Genomic DNA, 15,824 nt, shown 5'->3' on the forward strand with positions numbered 1-15,824 from the left:
CAGCATCCTCTTTGACGTCGTCTTCAGCGAGGTGGTCACCGGCTTTCAGACCGGCGACGTGACGCTCTCCGGTACCGCCGGCGCGACCACCGCCACCGTCAGCGGCTCCGGCGCCAACTACACCGTCACGGTGACCGGCATGACCGGACCCGGCACGGTGGCCGCCTCGATCGCCGCCGGGGTCGCCACCGACGCTGCCGGCAACGCCAGCCTCGCCTCGACAAGCACCGACAACACCGTCACCGTGGAGGCGAACCAGACCCCGAGACTCACCCTCGGCACCGACCTGATCGCCAATCCCAGCGCCTTCCGCTTCGATTTCGGCAGCAACCAGCCGGCGGCTGTCGCGCTTCAGGCCCGCTTCTTCGACGCCCAGGGCCAGCCGATCCCCGCGACCCAGACCCTCGCCACCGCCATCGGACAGGCCTCCGGGCTGCCTGCCGGATTCGATGCCGACACCCAGCCTGGTGTGCTCGGTGACGGCCAACTCAATGGCAGGGCGGAATTCTTCCTCACCAACCTCTCGAGCGGTGCCACCACTCCCCTGACCCTTTCCGGTTCCGCCCAGAGCGGGTTCGTACTGGCTGGCGGTGGCTTCAACATCACAGCCAGCCTCACCCCTGGGGCATCGCAGCCCGAGGTCTACAACACCAGCTTCGCCGTCGGTGGGGAAGAACTCATCGGACTGGACCTCACCGGCCTCACCAACCAGCTCACCCTGGAAGTGGAGATCTTCCGTGAAGCCGCCTACAACGGCACGCTGGGGCTCTACCTCTCCAAGCGCAGCACCGGCGATGTGATCGACCCCCTCACCGGGGCCGTGGCCAGTGGCGGCAGCTGGGCCGGAAGCGAAGTGAACTACCGCCGAGCGGCGGTGGCCAACGCGCTCTGGACCGGAACGACCCCCAACAACACCGTGGCCAGCCTCAGCGCTTCGGTGACCCTCGGCCAATCCCTCAACCCCGACGACTACGTGCTGCTTCCCTTCATTCAGGTGGCCAACACCAAGCAGACCTTCGTGGCGGGTGCCTCCAGGAATGCAGACAACTTCGGCCACATCCGCCTGCTCGGCAGCAACACCTTCGGTTTCGAGGACCTGAGCGGTGGCGGTGACGCCGACTTCGACGATCTCATCCTCCGGGTCAACAGCCTCTGAGGGTCGCTCGACCAGACAGCCACCCCCCGAAGACATCCGGAGGGGCCAAACAGTGGATCCACCGGAACGGGATTCCAGGTGAAGTCTCACCCCCTGGAAGTTGCATCCGTTCGATGATGACATCCCGACACCGGTGCTTTTACCGGCAACCACCTGATCTCCAGACAGACCAGGAATGACCCAGGGCGGCGCCAAGGGTCCACCTGGTCTGTCTTGACTGAGGCTGAGGCCTCTCTGGCACTCGCTGGCGTTCCGATCACTGGGCTTATCAGCCAGATTGCCAATCCTGCGCTGCCCTACCACCCAACGATCAAGTCTGGTCACTAAAGGATGACTTCCTCTTCCCTCTCGGTGATGACGACTTGAAGCGTCAGGATGGCTCTACCGATCGGATGGGGTAGGGAGAACACGCGCCACTTCAGTCCATTGTTCTGCAAGGAGTGACTCATGGATTCGAGCCAGCAGCAGCTTCGCCTGGGTGGGGCTTAGGGCTTTACCGCTGCGGGTGGTGCAACCGGCCTCAAAACGCCTTGCGCTGATCGCTGGGAGGCTCTGACCGGCAACATCCTCCAGGATCCTGAGGGAGAGTGCATCCTCAACCGCTTGCTCATGGGCTTCAATGTTCCTTAAAGAAGTGCGAGGCCTGAGCCCGCCCAACCTTGCACCTCTGGTCATTGGCCCCAACCAGGCCTGATTTGATGGCTGAGCTGTGGCGCCGCTCCAGCCATACAACTAAAGACTCCCCCTAGTGCCTACAGCGTCCTCGGCGCCACCCACAGAGTCGCTTGCTATTGACTTTCCGCGCATTTTCCGCGGTCGCCTGAGGAACGAAAACTGAAACTCTGAAAACCCTTGATCTACCTACTAAAAAGGGCCCTTCCAGGCCCCATGGGTCATTTGGGTGACAAGGCTGACCTCACCCCGTCTCCGTTAAGAGTGTCAGGCAGCCACAGGGGCGGCTTGACGGGAGAAACGAACGATGTTGTTCGCTGTTACGGGTTCGCTCTTACCGAGCAGGCTTCAGTCACCCTCCTCATGCCCCGTCGAAACCATTGCAGCCCCGGGATGACGCACCGCCTGCGGGGCGGTGCGTCGGGGGAATGGAGCTGAGCGGAATCGAACCGCTGTCCGAGACACTGGTGTGGACCACCTAGTTCGTCCGAAGACGAGCCTGTTCATCCTGCCACCTTCGGGGCGCCGGCCGGCAAGCAGCATGGGGGGATGTCCACCCCCTCCCATTTCGACGTCATCGCCGTGGTTCCCCCGGGGCTGGAGGAGCCGGCGGCGGCGGAACTGACGGCCCTGGGCGCCCATGAGGTGCGCCCCCTGCGGCGCGCCGTGGGCCTGCGGGCCGATGCGGCCACCTTCTACCGCCTGCACCTGCAGGCCCGGCTGCCGTTCCGCTTCCTGCGCCAGCTGGCCCGCTTCCCCTGCCGCGGCCGCGAGGAGCTGTACGACGGCGTGCAGCACGCCGCCGACTGGGAGCGCTGGCTGCCGCCCCAGCTGAGCTTCCGGGTGGAGGCCAGTGGCAGCGTGCCCGGCCTCACCCACAGCCACTACAGCGCCCTGCAGGTCAAGAACGCCCTGGTCGACCGCCAGCGCCAGGCGTGGGGGTCGCGTTCCTCGGTGGACCTGGACGATCCCGACCTGGTGCTGCACCTGCACCTCAGCCCAGGCCGGCCCGGCGGCAGCGGCCCCGAGGCGGTCCTGAGCCTCGATGGCGGCGGCGCCAGCCTGCACCGGCGCGGCTACCGGGCCGCCATGGGCCTGGCCCCCCTCAAGGAGAACCTGGCCGCCGGCCTGATCGCCCACACCGGCTGGGACGGGACGGTGCCCCTGGCCGATCCCTTCTGCGGCTCAGGCACCCTGCTGATCGAGGCCGCCTGCCACGCCCTCGGCCGCGCCCCCGGCCTGGAGCGCAGCTTCAGCCTGGAGCGCTGGCCCGATTTCGATGCCGCCCTCTGGCAGCGGGAGCGGCAGGCCGCCCAGGACCTGGCCCGCACCAGCCTCCCCGATGGGGCGCCCCTGGCGGCCGTGGTGGGCATGGAGCGGGATCCGGCGGTGCTGGCCATGGCCCGCAGCAACGCGGCGGCGGCGGGTGTGGCCGACTGGGTCGAGCTGCAGGAGGGGGACTGCCGCGATTTCCGCCCCCCGGAATCCCCCGGGGTACTGGTGTGCAACCCGCCCTACGGGGACCGGCTCGGAGCGGACGACGACCTGGAGGCGCTCTACGGCGACCTGGGTCGGATGGTGAAGGAGCGCTGCAGCGGCTGGACCCTGTGGCTGCTGAGCGGCAACCCCGCGCTCACCGGCGCCCTGCGCATGAAGGCCAGCCGCCGGGTGCCGGTGAGCAACGGCGGCATCGACTGCCGCTGGATCCGCTACGACATCCGCTGAAGCGCACGCGGGCCCCGTTGCCTCAGCAGCGCTGCTAGCGGTGGGTCCTGCCTCCGCCACCGCCAGAGCCATGGCCTCACTCTTTGAAGCCCTCAAGCAGGACGTGCTGGCCGTGGAGAAGGATCCGGCCCTCGACACCGGCCAGGCCACGATGGCCCTCGTGCAGGAGTGGCTGGCCAGCCACGAAGCCGAGATCAGCGCCCGCAAGCTGGCGGCGCCGACGGAGTTCAACGGCACGCTGATGCAGTGGTTCCACTGGTACAGCGACGGCGACGGCGGCCACTGGCGGCGGCTGCGCCAGGAGGCACCGGCCCTGGCCAGGGCGGGCATCACCGCCCTGTGGCTGCCGCCGGCGGGCAAGGGGGGCAGCGTGTGGGACGTGGGCTACGGCACCTACGACCTGTTCGACCTGGGTGAATTCGACCAGAAGGGCACGGTGCGCACCAAGTACGGCACCAAGCAGGAGTATCTGGAGGCCATCGAGGCCTGCCACGCCGCCGGGATGCAGGTGTACGCCGATGTGGTGTTCAACCACAAGCTGAACGCCGACGAGCAGGAGCAGTACCGGGCCACCCCCTACGACCCCGGCGACCGCAACCGGCCCCTGGGGGACGAACGCACGATCAGCGCCTGGACCCGCTTCCGCTTCGACGGCCGCGGCGACCGCTATTCGTCGATGCAGTGGCACTGGCACCACTTCGACGCGGTGGATCACAACACGCTCGATCCGGGGTTCCGGGCCGTCTGGCGCACCCAGGGCGCCGGCTTCGAGGGCAACGTCGATCTGGAGAAGGGCAACTACGACTACCTGATGGGCAGTGACCTCAACGTGAACCATCCGGAGGTGCGCGGTGAGCTCAAGCACTGGGGCCGCTGGAGCCTCGACCACGTGGGGGCGGACGGCTTCCGGCTGGATGCGATCAAGCACATCGCCAGCGATTTCTTCCTCGACTGGATCAGCGACCTGGAGACCCACGCCCAGCGTGATCTGTTCGTGGTGGGTGAGTACTGGACCTACAACATCGAAAGCCTGCACTGGTACGCGGCCAACACCGGCGGCCACATGAGCCTGTTCGATGCGCCGCTGCACATGAACTTCCACCAGGCCAGCCGCAGCGGAGGCAACTACGACATGCGCCGGCTGCTCGACGGCACCCTGATGCAGCAGCTGCCCCTGCTGGCGGTGACCCTGGTGGACAACCACGACACCCAGCCGCTGCAGGCCCTGGAATCGGTGGTGGAGGCCTGGTTCAAACCCCTCGCCTACGCCGTGATCCTGCTGCGTGACCAGGGCTATCCCTGCATCTTCGGTGCCGATTACTACGGCGCCGAGTACACCGACAGGAAAGACGGCCAGGAGTACCGGATCGTGCTTCCCAGCCACCGCTTCCTGATCGACCGCTTCCTGCTGGCCCGCGGCCACTGCGCCTACGGGCCCCAGTACGACTACCTCGACCACGACAACACCATCGGCTGGACACGCCTGGGCACCCCGGGCCACCCCCGGGCCATGGCGGTGCTGATGAGCGATGGGCCCGCCGGCCACAAGTGGATGGAGGTGGGCAAGCGCCACACCACCTTCCGCGACCTGACCGGGCACATCCGGACGCCGATCACCACCAACGGCGACGGCTGGGCGGAATGGCACTGCCCGGGGGGCTCGGTGTCGGTGTGGGTGGAGGAGGCGGCGCTGGCGGCGATGGGAGTGGCCCTCTGACCCCAGGGGGTCTGGCCTGCCCAGGGCGGGCTGGGGGGGGGCCGGCGGCTACCGCAGCACCCGTCCCATCAGCAGCTGGGGCTCGACGCTTGCCACCCCCTCCAGCTGCCGCAGCCGCGCCACACACCCCAGGGCATCGGCCACGCGGCCACTGCGGGCCCGCAGCCAGGCGGCCTCGGGGGCATGGTCGGGGGCCGCGGCGATGCGGCAGCCCGCCTGCTCCAGGGCGGCGCGGTGGGCCAGCGCCGACTCCCCGGGCCGGAAGCGGATGAACAGCTGGCCGGTGGGCACGGCCAGCGCGCCACTGCCGGGCTGGGCATAGACCGGGCTGAGCGACTGGCCCGCCGCCAAGGGGACGGCCGGGACTCCGGGCAGCACGGCGATGGCTTCGGGTTCGAACAGCAGCACCGCCTCGGCTGCCGGCAGGGGCTCCCCGTGCAGGGCGTACCAGCCGGGTTTCTGCTCGAACACCACCGGCCGCTCCACGCCGACGAGGATCTGCCGGGGGAAATCGTCGAAGGACGTCGCGGGGCCCATGGTCACCTGGCGGCCGCTCCGCTGCTCCTCCACGCTATCCAGCCACCGATCAGCGCCAGGGGGGTCTCACCTCTGAAGAAGGGTGAAGAATCCCCCGGCCTGTGTCGGCAGATCACGTCCTGTTCCGCCGGCTTGAATTCGCCAGCTGATGCGCGGAGAGTGATCGCCGCAGCGATGACACCGCGATGGTTCAGGTTCGCTATGGCGGCAAAGATGCGGCCCCTTACGCCCTCGATGTCAGCGACAATCACCTCGTCGTCCGCACCCTCAACCGCCAGGCGGTGATGCCGGAGCGGCCCTTCGAAGTGGCGCCGGTCAGCGCCGAGGCGCACCGGATCCTCGCCCAGTTCGAGTGCCTGACGCGCTTCCGCGAAGCGGGGGTCGAATTGTTGAGCACCCGGGCCCCCCAGGCCGATGGGGCCCTGCGCGATGCCGCCCGCAGCCTGCTCAAGGCGGAGCCCGGCATCGACTTCGCCGGCCGCGTTCTGGTGGATGGCCAAGGCCGGCCCGTGGTCTACACGGAGAATCTGTTCGTCAAGTTCGACGACGACGCCGAGCCCGAGGCCTGCGAGGACCTGCTGCAACGCCTGGGCCTCGCCATCAAGCGTGGCCTCAGCTATGCCCGCAACGCCTATTTCGTGGCCGCTCCAGGCAACAGCGGGCTGGCGGTGTTCCAGGTCGCCGAGACCCTGCTGGGCGAGGAGAGCGTCGCCCTGTGCCATCCGGAACTGGTGAGCCCCAGCCGCCAGCGCCGCCAGGCCTTCCCGCCCGAGTGGCATCTGAAAGCCACCGCCGTCAACGGCCGGCTCGTTGATGCCCACGCCGAGGTGGAGGCGGCCTGGGCCCTCAGCGACGGCACCGGGGCGATCATCGCCGTGGTGGACGACGGCTTCGACCTCGACCACGAGGAGTTCCGCTCCTCCGGCAAGATCGTCGCCCCGCGGGATGTGACCCGCCAGAGCGGCGACCCCCGCCCCGGCCGCGGCGACGACCACGGCACGGCCTGCGCCGGGGTGGCCTGCGCCAACGGCCAGTTCGGCGCCACAGGCGTCGCCCCCGGCGCCCGGCTGATCCCGATCCGGCTGGCCTCCGGCCTGGGCTCCCAGGCGGAGGCCGACGCCTTCGTGTGGGCGGCCCGCAACGGCGCCGATGTGATCTCCTGCAGCTGGGGCCCGCCGGACGGGGCCTGGTGGGACCCGAACGACCCGGCCCACCGCCAGGTGGTGCCCCTGCCCGATTCCACCCGCCTGGCGATCGACTTCGCCACCACCCAGGGCCGCGGCAGCAAGGGCTGCGTGGTCCTGTTCGCGGCCGGCAACGGCAACGAGAGCGTCGACAACGACGGCTATGCCAGCTACGGCAATGTGATCGCCGTGGCGGCCTGCAACGACCTCTCGAAGCGCAGCGCCTACAGCGACTTCGGCCGGGCCGTGTGGTGCAGCTTCCCCAGCAGCGACGGCCGCCCCTCCCTCACCCCCGGCATCTGGACCACCGACCGCTCCGGGGTGGCGGGCTACAACCAGGGCAGTCCCCAGAAAGGGGACACGCCGGGCCACTACACCAATTCCTTCGGCGGCACCTCCAGCGCCTGCCCCGGCGTGGCCGGGGTGGCGGCCCTGGTGCTGGCCCGCAATCCCGCCCTGCGCTGGGACCAGGTGCGGGAGATCCTGCGGCAGGCCTGCGTGCGCATCGACCCCACGGGCGGCAACTACGACGCCAGCGGCCGCAGCCCCTTCTACGGCTACGGACGGGTGAGTGCCCGCAAGGCGGTGGAGCTGGCCCGCCCGCCCCAGCCGGCGGCGGCCCTGGTGTTCCAGGCGGTGCAGGACGTGCCGATCAACGACTTCCAGACCGCCACCCTCACCCTGCCGGTGGCCGCCCCGGGCCCGCTGCAGTCGATCCGGGTGGCGGTGGATCTCGACCACACCTACATCGGCGATCTGGTGGTGCGGCTGCTGCCGCCCGCCGCCCTCGGGGCCGCCCCCGTGCTTCTGCACGACCGCTCCGGCGGCGGCACCGACAACCTCAAGGTCACCTACGACGCGGTGAATGCCCCCGCCCTGGCGGCGTTGAAGGGCAAGGACCCCAGTGGCACCTGGACCCTGGAGGTGTCCGACACCGCCCGGTCCGACAGGGGCACCCTGCGCAGCCTGCGGCTGGAGATGGGCTTCTGAACCTGGCCGGCCTCAGAACTTGCCGGTGAGGGCCCGGGTGGTGCGCATCAGGCCGGCGGTGGTCTCCGGCAGGTAGGGGCCCTTGAGCATCTGGCCGCCGATGCGCAGGCTGATCCCGGCCAGCACCAGGTCGATGGCGGCCACGGCCGCCGCGGCCTGCAGCCAGCTGAGGCTGAAGGCCTCGCGGATCCAGAGCAGCAGCACCAGCTCGGCCGCCACCAGCGCCAGGGTCATCAGGGTGAGGCCCATGCCGAGCATCACCCCGCCGCCCACCAGGCGCCGCTTTTCCTTATCCGCCTCCTGCAGGGCGATGCGGACGTGCAGGTCCATCACCGAGCTGATCAGGGCCGTGACCCGGCTGAAGTTCGGACCCGTCATGCCGAACGCCGACCCGACGACAGCAGCAGCCCCACCAGCAGCCCCACGCCGGCGGCGATGCCGAGGGCCATCAGGGGCCGCTCCCGCACCGGCTTCTCGATCCGGGGCCGCAGGGTGGTGTTGAGCTCGTCGAGCAGGTGCTCCAGCTGCTCCTCCAGGGGCCGCAGCGAATCCACCACGTGGCCCGCCTGCTCACCGGTGACGTTGACCAGATCGAGCAGTTGCTGCTTGACGCCGGCGGTGGTGAGCCCGCTCTGACGGCTGATCACTTCCACCACGTGGTCGAAGCTGCCCCGGGTGGCCTCCAGGGTGTGGCGAGCCACCTCGGGCCACTCCTTCTGGATGCTGGGCAGCAGGCTCTCGAAGCGTTCGCGGAACAGGTTCTGCGCCTGCTGGGCCTCGCCGCTGCCGGCGGGCGCCGGGCCCGGGGCGGGGGCCGCCGGGGAGTCGACAGGGGTGGTGTCCGTTTCCATGGGGCGCTCCGTGCGACGGCTGCACGGCATCACCGTAGGAAGAAGGGCTTGTGATCGTCAGCACCTCGGTTAAATTCGGCCTGCTCGGCGCACGGGCCTGTTGGTTCACATCAATCAGGTCGAGCTCACCCACTTCAAGTCCTTCGGCGGGTCGATGACCATCCCGCTGGAGGAGGGTTTCACGGTGGTGACGGGCCCGAACGGCTCCGGCAAGAGCAACATCCTTGACGCGGTGCTCTTCTGCCTCGGCCTGGCCACCAGCCGCGGGATGCGGGCCGAGCGGCTCCCCGACCTGATCAACAGCGCCGTGCTGCGCGAGGGGAAGGCCGCCGAAACCAGCGTCACCGTGCGCTTTGACCTGGGCGACTGGCAGCCGGATACGGCCGAGGAGGGGCTCGACGTCCCCGAACAGGGCCCCTGGCTGCAGCGGGGCCAGCGGGAATGGAGCGTCACCCGGCGGCTGCGGGTGGCCCCCGGCGGCACCTACAGCAGCAGCTTCAGCGCCGATGGGGTGCCCTGCAACCTGCAGCAGCTGCAGACCCAGCTGCGACGCCTGCGGGTCGACCCGGAGGGCAGCAACGTCGTCATGCAGGGCGACGTCACCCGCATCGTCTCGATGAGCGCCCGCGACCGGCGCGGCATCATCGATGAGCTGGCCGGCGTGGCCCTGTTCGACTCCCGCATCGAGCAGAGCCGGGGCAAGCTCGACGAGGTGGTCGAACGGCAGGAGCGCTGCCGCATCGTCGAGCAGGAACTGCTGGCGGCCCGCCAGAAGCTCGAACGCGACTGCGCCAAGGCGCGCACCTACCAGGAGCTGCGGGAGCGCCTGCACCAGGGGCGCCTGCACGAGCAGGTGCTGGCCTGGGAGGAGGCCCGCACCCACGGCCTGGCCCTGGCCGGTCGCCTGGAAAGCCTCGACCGCCAGCAGGAGCAGGAGCGGGAGGCGATCGTCGCCGGCGAAGCCGAGGTGGTCGCCGCCGCCGCCGCCCTCGAGCAGCTGCAGGCGGAGGTGAAGACCCTGGGCGAAGACCAGCTGCTGGCGGTGCAGGCCGAACTGGCCGGCCTCGAGACCAGTGGCCGTGAGCTGGCCCGCCAGGCGGAGCTCCATGGCCAGCAGGCCGAGGAGCTGCAGCGCCGCCGCCAGCAGCTGCAGCAGAACCAGGCGGAGCTGCGCCGGCAGCAGCAGGCCCTCGGTGAGCGGGCCGACGACGGCGCCATCGACCGCGCCGAGGCCCTCTGCCGCGACGCCGAAGCGGCGGTGGAGCTCTCCCGGCGTCGCCTCGGGGAGGTGGCCGGACGTTCCGGCAGCTGGCTGGAGGAGCAGCAGGAGCGCAGCCGCCGGCGCCAGGAGCTGCAGGAGCGGCTCGCCCCCCTGCTGGCCGAACGCCAGCAGCTGGAGGAACGGCTGCGACAGGCGGGTGAACGGCTCGAGGAACTGGGCGGTGAGGAGCTCCAGGAGGACGCGGCCCATGGGGAGGCCGCCGCCGCCCTGGCGGCCCTGGCGGAGCAGGAGCGCAGCCTGCGGGCCGTCCTGGAGGAACGCCAGGAGCAGGCCCGGGAGCTGGCCGAGGCCGTGGCGCTGCAGCAGCGCACCCGCGTGCGGCTGGAGCAGGAGCAGACCAGCCTGGAGCGGGACATCGCCCGCCTCGATAGCCGCCGCGAGACCCTGCAGGAGAGCCGCGGCACCGGCGCCCTGCGCCTGCTGCTGGAGGCGGGGCTGGAGGGGATCCACGGCTCGGTGGCCCAGTTGGGTGAAGTGGAGGAGCGGCTGCGGGTGGCCCTGGAGGTGGCGGCGGGGGGGCGCCTGGCCCAGGTGGTGGTGGAGGACGACCGCATCGCCGCCCGGGCGATCGAGCTGCTCAAGAGCCGCCGTGCCGGCCGCCTCACCTTCCTGCCCCTCAACCGCATCCGGGGCGGCAGTGGCGGCGCGGGAGGGGCGGCCCTGCAGCGGGGCAGCGCCGGCGGCAGTGGCGGTGCCAGCGGGCTGGTGGGGCGGGCGGTGGATCTGATCCGCCACGAGCCCGTCTACGCCGATGTCTTCCGCTACGTCTTCGGCGACACGCTGGTGTTCGCCACCCTCGCCGACGCCCGCCGGGAACTGGGCCGCTGCCGGGCCGTGACGCTCGAAGGGGAACTGCTGGAGAAGAGCGGCGCCATGACCGGCGGCAGCCTGCAGCAGCGCTCGGGCCAGCTGGGCTTCGGCCGCAGCGGCGACGGCGATGAGGCCGAGCCGCTGCGGCAGCGGCTGCTGGAGCTGGGGGAAAGCCTGCTGGCCTGCCGCCGCCGCGAAGCCGAGCTGGGACGGAGCCTGGAGGAGGCCCGGCCGGGCCTGCTGGAGCTCCAGCAGCGCCAGGCCGCCCTCCAGGCCGAACGAGGCGCCGCCGAGCGCACCCTGGCCCCGCGGCAGCAGCGCCGCGACCAGGTGGCCGGCCGGCGGCGGCAACTGCAGGAGGCCCACCAGGCCGACCGCGGCCGGATGGGGGTGCTCGAGCAGACCCTGCCGCCCCTGCGCCAGGCCCTGGCGGAACTGGAGCAGGCCGAGCGCGCCGCCAGCGGCAACGACGACAGTGCCCGCTGGCAGGGGCTCCAGGGTGAGCTGGAGCGGGCCGACCAGGCCCTGGTGGAGGCCCGACGCCAGCGGGACGAACTGGAGGCGGAACGGCGCGACCGGGCCCTGGGGGCGGAGCGGCTGGGCAGCCAGCTGGAGGCCCTCGCCGGGGAGGAACGGCGGCTGGTGGAGGCGGTGCAGGCCCTGGTGGCCGAACGCCAGCACTGGAAGGAACGCCAGCAGGCGGAGCAGGAGCGCCGCACCCTGCTGGAGCGCCAGCAGAGCGAGCTGCAGACCCGCTTCGGCGAACGGCGCCGCGCCCGCGACGGGGCCGAAGCCCACCTGGCCGGCCGGCGCCAGGCCCTGCAGCAGCGCCAGTGGGAGCTGCAGCGGCGCCAGGAGGAGCGGCTGGCCCTGGCCGAAGAGCAGCGCAGCCACGGCCTGCGGCTGGCCCAGATGGAACGGGAGCTGCCCGACCCCCGTCCCGGGCTGCCCGAGGAGGTGCGCGAGGCCGGCCTGGAGGCGCTGCAGCAGAGTCTGCGCAGCCTGCAGCAGCGCATGGAGGCGCTCGAGCCGGTCAACATGCTCGCCCTCGAGGAGCTGGAGCAGCTGGAGCAGCGGCTGGCCGACCTGGACGACCGCCTGGAGGTGCTCAGCAAGGAGCGGGAGGAACTGCTGCTGCGGATCGAGACCGTGGCCACCCTGCGCCAGGAGGCCTTCATGGAGGCCTTCCGGGCCGTCGACGGCCATTTCCAGACGATCTTCGCCGGCCTCTCCGACGGTGAGGGCCACCTGCAGCTGGAGAACCCCGAGCAGCCCCTGGAGGGCGGCCTGACCCTGGTGGCCCACCCCAAGGGCAAGGCGGTGCGGCGACTGGCTTCGATGTCGGGTGGTGAGAAATCCCTGACCGCCCTCAGCTTCCTGTTCGCCCTGCAGCGCTTCCGCCCCTCGCCCTTCTATGCCCTCGATGAGGTGGACAGCTTCCTGGACGGGGTGAACGTCGAGCGGCTGGCGGCCCTGATCGCCGCCCAGGCGCACCAGGCCCAGTTCATGGTCGTCAGTCACCGCCGGCCGATGATCGCCGCGGCCACCCGCACCATCGGTGTCACCCAGGCCCGCGGCTCCCATACCCAGGTGGTCGGTTTGCCGCCGGCGGCCTGAGCCGACCGCGTGGGCCACAATGGGCCGACCAGGCTGTTCCAGGCCGTGAAGTCGCTCCCGTTCCCCCTGCCGTCCAGCCCCGATCTCCGGATTTGACCTCCCCGATTCCCCCCTCCACCGAGCCCGCCGCCCCCAGCGACCGCCTCTGGCTGCGCTCCGAACTGATGGGCACGCAGGTCATCACCCGGGACACCGGCCGCCGCCTGGGCGTCGTCGGCGAGGTGGTGGTCGACATCGACCGGCGTGAGGTGATCGCCCTCGGCCTGCGGGACAACCCCCTCACCCGTTTCCTGCCGGGCCTGCCCCGCTGGATGCCGCTGGACCGCATCCGCCAGGTGGGTGACGTGATCCTGGTGGATTCAGCCGACTCCCTGGCTGAGGGGTTCAATCCCGAGCGCTACAGCAAGGTCATCAACTGCCAGGTGATCACCGAGTCCGGCGAACAGCTCGGCCGCGTGCTCGGCTTCAGCTTCGACATCGAAACCGGTGAGCTCACCACCCTGGTGATCGGGGCCCTCGGCGTCCCCCTGCTGGGGGAAGGGGTGCTGAGCACCTGGGAGATGCCGGTGGGCGAGGTCGTCAGCAGCGGACCGGACCGGATCATCGTCTACGAGGGAGCCGAGGAGAAGCTCAAGCAGCTGGGCACCGGCCTGCTGGAGAAGCTCGGCATCGGCGGCGCCAGCTGGGAGCAGGAGGAGCGGGATCGCTTCCGCTCCGGGGCCGTTCCCGCCGAGAACCAACTGCCCGCCGGCCAACCCACAGTCCAGGAGCAGCGGCGCATCCAGCCGGCCGCCAGCCGCAGTTTCCAGCCCAGCGAGGAGCTGGAGTACGTGGAGCTGGAGGAACGGCGCGAGCGCGAGCCCCTGCGCCAGCGCCGCTACCTCGACGACGACCTGCCCGAGCCGCGCCAGCGCCCCGAAGCCCGCCCGGCCGAGGCCTACGGGCGCGAGAGCGAGCGGCGGGAGCGGCTGACGCCGGACCGCTACGACGACCGCGTTCCTGACCGCACGCCCGACCGCAACCCGCCCCCGCGCTACGGCGAGGAGCGCTATCCCGAAGAGCGCTATAGCGAAAACCGCTACGCCGAAGATCGCTTACCAGAAGACCGATACCCCGAGGAGCGCTACCGTCCCGAGCGCGCTTACGAGCCGGAACGGGATCGTCCTGAGCCCCCCCGGGGACGGGAGCCCCAGCGGGACCCCTACGCCCCCCCCGAAGAAGCACCACCCCGGGAGGCCCCCCGCGCCAAGGAGCCGGTGGATGTGGAGCCCGAGATCCTCGACGACCCCTGGTGAGCGGGAGGCCGCCCGGCCTCAGCCCTCGTTGAACTGCAGCGACGCCGAATTGACGCAGTAGCGCAGGCCGCTGGGGGTGGGCCCGTCGTTGAAGACGTGGCCGAGGTGGGCGTCGCAGGTGGCGCAGCGGATCTCGGTGCGCTCCATGCCATGGGAGCGGTCAGTGTGGGTGGTGATCGCTCCGTCGCTCACCCCCTGCCAGAAGCTGGGCCAGCCGGTGCCGGAATCGAACTTGCTGGCGGAACTGAACAGCTCGCTGCCGCAGCAGACGCAGTGGTACATCCCGGTGGCCTTGTTGTTCCAGTAGGCGCCGGTGAAGGCCCGCTCGGTGCCCCCCTCGCGGGCCACCCGGTACTGCTCGGGCGTCAGCTTGGAGCGCCAGTCGGCATCGGCGGGGACGGTGCTGGCTGAGGTGGTGGAATCGCTCGGCTGCATGGTGGCGAGCCCCGCATGGGGCCATGGTGAGCTGAATCCTATCCAGATCGCACCGGCACCCCGGAGCGCTCCGGCGGCGGCAGCAAGCCCCGCACCATGGCCGCCACCGCCGCCACGGCGCCCGGCTGGCCCCGCAGGCTGCGCAGGTCGTCGGCCATGGCCGCCAGGCGCTCGGGATGTTCCAGCCAGTCGGCGGCCTCGGCGGCGATCTGGGCCGGTTCGATCGGCCCCACCCGCTCCGGCACCACGGCGCGGCCGGCGGAGATGTTGGGCCAGGCCAGGAAGCCGCGGTGGCGCATCCGCCAGGCGGTGAGGGCCACCCCCACCAGGCGCCGCAGCAGGGGCAGCCGGGCCACCAGCCCCATCCAGCCGTCCCAGGCCTGCATCACCGCCAGGTGCTGGGTGGGCACCAGCACAATCATCGGCACGGCCAGGGCCCCCAGCTCGGCCGTGTTGGCCCCCACCGTGGTGAGCGCCAGGGCGCACTGACTCAGGGCGGCATGGGCGGGATGGCGCTCCAGCACCAGGATGCGGGTGCCGGCCGCCGTGACGATCTCGTCGCCCTGGAGCTGGGGCTCACCGGCTCCCTGGTGGCGGTTGAGCGGGTTGGAGGGGCCGCCATAGGCCAGCAGTTCCCGCACCGAGGTGGTGGGGGCCACCGGCAGCAGGAAGCGGCAGCCGGGCCGCAGGGCCGCCAGCCGGTCGGCGGTCTCGAGCAGGAAGGGCACCCCCACCAGCAGCTTGGCCCGCTTCGAGCCGGGCAGCAGGGCCACCCAGTCGCCGGGCGGGAGGGGATCGTCCTGGCGGGCCAGGGTCGAGAGATCCGCCATCAGGTCACCCACCACCGTGGCCCGCTGCCGCCAGCGGGGGGCCAGGCGGCCGGCGGCGGTGGGCCCCATCACGGCGATGCGGTCGTTCCAGCGGGGCCAGCGGGCCACCCACTCGGCATAGGTGAGGTGGCGGTAGCCCAGACGGGCGGAGAGCAGCACGGTCCAGAACTGGTCGCCGCCGAGGAACACCACCACGCCCCGCTCGGGCCAGGGGCCGTGGCGGCGCGGCCGCAGCAGCATCCACCAGAACCGGGAGGCCGGCAGCACCCGCTCGAACAGCCCCCACTCCTGGGCCACCCGATGCTCCGCCCCGGTGGCGTTGGGGCACGGGACCAGCACCAGCCGCAGGCTGCAGGGGGCGGCGGGATCCCGGGGCCGCAGGGGCTGCAGCTGATGGAGCTGCTCGGCCAGCGGGCGCACCCAGGTGCTCAGCTCCCCGGGGCCGTTGCTGACCAGCACGATCGCGCTGCCTGCGGCTGGAGCGGAGACCGGCGACGGCTGGGTCAAGAGAACCGCAGGTTCCGGGGGACGGGGCTGGAGAAGAGAAATGCGGATGGCGAGACTTGAACTCGCAAGGCCGAAGCCACACGCCCCTCAAACGTGCGTGTCTACCAATTCCACCACATCCGCGTGGTCGGATCGGGCCGGGGCCTTCACCGATTGAGCAATATACGCACAGGCTTCCCCACCCCCGGCGACCCCTAAGCAGGGGTGGTGCCGGTG

Annotated in this window: 11 protein-coding genes and 1 tRNA gene; 6 read left to right on the forward strand and 6 right to left on the reverse strand. The window is 71.0% G+C overall.

What is annotated here, in order from left to right:
* The 3 genes from KUG38_RS12655 to KUG38_RS12670 form a co-directional block, all read left to right on the forward strand.
* Positions 1 to 1,156 (forward strand): DUF4114 domain-containing protein (locus KUG38_RS12655; RefSeq protein WP_353617807.1); only part of this gene is annotated, 1,156 nt, incomplete at its 5' end.
* Between the two features lie 1,221 nt (positions 1,157 to 2,377).
* Positions 2,378 to 3,553, forward strand: a complete 1,176-nt coding sequence (locus tag KUG38_RS12665; RefSeq protein WP_216922244.1) for a THUMP domain-containing class I SAM-dependent RNA methyltransferase — start codon at positions 2,378 to 2,380, stop codon at positions 3,551 to 3,553.
* 70 nt (positions 3,554 to 3,623) lie between these two features.
* Complete coding sequence (locus KUG38_RS12670) at positions 3,624 to 5,270, forward strand: alpha-amylase (RefSeq protein WP_216922246.1); 1,647 nt, start codon at positions 3,624 to 3,626, stop codon at positions 5,268 to 5,270.
* A gap of 48 nt (positions 5,271 to 5,318) precedes the next feature.
* Here the strand turns inward: KUG38_RS12670 and KUG38_RS12675 are convergent, their stop codons facing one another.
* A complete protein-coding gene (locus tag KUG38_RS12675; RefSeq protein ID WP_216922248.1) occupies positions 5,319 to 5,807 on the reverse strand; it encodes a hypothetical protein in 489 nt (162 codons plus the stop codon).
* Between the two features lie 185 nt (positions 5,808 to 5,992).
* Here KUG38_RS12675 and KUG38_RS12680 point away from each other — a divergent pair, with 185 nt between their 5' ends.
* Positions 5,993 to 7,981, forward strand: a complete 1,989-nt coding sequence (locus KUG38_RS12680) for a S8 family serine peptidase (protein WP_216922250.1) — start codon at positions 5,993 to 5,995, stop codon at positions 7,979 to 7,981.
* A 12-nt stretch (positions 7,982 to 7,993) separates the two neighbouring features.
* On the opposite strand, the gene KUG38_RS12685 is transcribed toward KUG38_RS12680, so the two are convergent.
* Both KUG38_RS12685 and KUG38_RS12690 read right to left on the reverse strand, forming a co-directional pair.
* Positions 7,994 to 8,359: a phage holin family protein gene (locus tag KUG38_RS12685; protein ID WP_216922251.1), complete on the reverse strand. Its 366-nt coding sequence runs from the start codon at positions 8,357 to 8,359 to the stop codon at positions 7,994 to 7,996.
* The gene (locus KUG38_RS12690) at positions 8,356 to 8,832 is read right to left on the reverse strand and encodes a glycine zipper domain-containing protein (RefSeq protein ID WP_216922253.1); all 477 of its coding nucleotides are present in this window, start codon (positions 8,830 to 8,832) and stop codon (positions 8,356 to 8,358) included. Before KUG38_RS12690 ends, KUG38_RS12685 begins: the two co-directional genes overlap by 4 nt.
* 100 nt (positions 8,833 to 8,932) lie before the next feature.
* On the opposite strand from KUG38_RS12690, the gene smc reads away from it, so the two are divergent.
* Complete coding sequence (gene smc / locus KUG38_RS12695; RefSeq protein WP_216922255.1) at positions 8,933 to 12,541, forward strand: chromosome segregation protein SMC; 3,609 nt, start codon at positions 8,933 to 8,935, stop codon at positions 12,539 to 12,541.
* Between the two features lie 92 nt (positions 12,542 to 12,633).
* Positions 12,634 to 13,836 (forward strand): PRC-barrel domain-containing protein, encoded by a 1,203-nt coding sequence (locus tag KUG38_RS12700; protein WP_216922257.1) that lies wholly within the window; start codon positions 12,634 to 12,636, stop codon positions 13,834 to 13,836.
* 18 nt (positions 13,837 to 13,854) lie between these two features.
* Here the strand turns inward: KUG38_RS12700 and msrB are convergent, their stop codons facing one another.
* The 3 genes from msrB to KUG38_RS12715 form a co-directional block, all read right to left on the reverse strand.
* Positions 13,855 to 14,271 carry a peptide-methionine (R)-S-oxide reductase MsrB gene (gene msrB / locus KUG38_RS12705; RefSeq protein WP_216922259.1) on the reverse strand — a complete coding sequence of 139 codons (417 nt, stop codon included), beginning with the start codon at positions 14,269 to 14,271 and terminating at the stop codon, positions 13,855 to 13,857.
* A gap of 38 nt (positions 14,272 to 14,309) precedes the next feature.
* On the reverse strand, positions 14,310 to 15,608 hold the full coding sequence (locus tag KUG38_RS12710; protein WP_216922260.1) for a glycosyltransferase family protein: 1,299 nt from the start codon (positions 15,606 to 15,608) through the stop codon (positions 14,310 to 14,312).
* A 41-nt stretch (positions 15,609 to 15,649) separates the two neighbouring features.
* Positions 15,650 to 15,731 (reverse strand) — tRNA-Leu (locus KUG38_RS12715).
* Positions 15,732 to 15,824: the final 93 nt, after the last annotated feature.

The sequence above is a fragment of the Synechococcus sp. CCAP 1479/9 genome, assembly GCF_019038535.1.
In the GTDB taxonomy this organism is placed as follows: Bacteria; Cyanobacteriota; Cyanobacteriia; order PCC-6307; family Cyanobiaceae; genus Cyanobium.

Bases quoted from the DNA above. Each gene is read 5' to 3' on its own strand.
- KUG38_RS12665 (WP_216922244.1), top strand. From the start codon at position 2,378: ATGTCCACCCCCTCCCATTTCGACGTCATCGCCGTGGTTCCCCCGGGG.
- KUG38_RS12670 (WP_216922246.1), top strand. From the start codon at position 3,624: ATGGCCTCACTCTTTGAAGCCCTCAAGCAGGACGTGCTGGCCGTGGAG.
- KUG38_RS12675 (WP_216922248.1), bottom strand. From the start codon at position 5,807: ATGGGCCCCGCGACGTCCTTCGACGATTTCCCCCGGCAGATCCTCGTC.
- KUG38_RS12680 (WP_216922250.1), top strand. From the start codon at position 5,993: ATGGTTCAGGTTCGCTATGGCGGCAAAGATGCGGCCCCTTACGCCCTC.
- KUG38_RS12685 (WP_216922251.1), bottom strand. From the start codon at position 8,359: ATGACGGGTCCGAACTTCAGCCGGGTCACGGCCCTGATCAGCTCGGTG.
- KUG38_RS12690 (WP_216922253.1), bottom strand. From the start codon at position 8,832: ATGGAAACGGACACCACCCCTGTCGACTCCCCGGCGGCCCCCGCCCCG.
- msrB (WP_216922259.1), bottom strand. From the start codon at position 14,271: ATGCAGCCGAGCGATTCCACCACCTCAGCCAGCACCGTCCCCGCCGAT.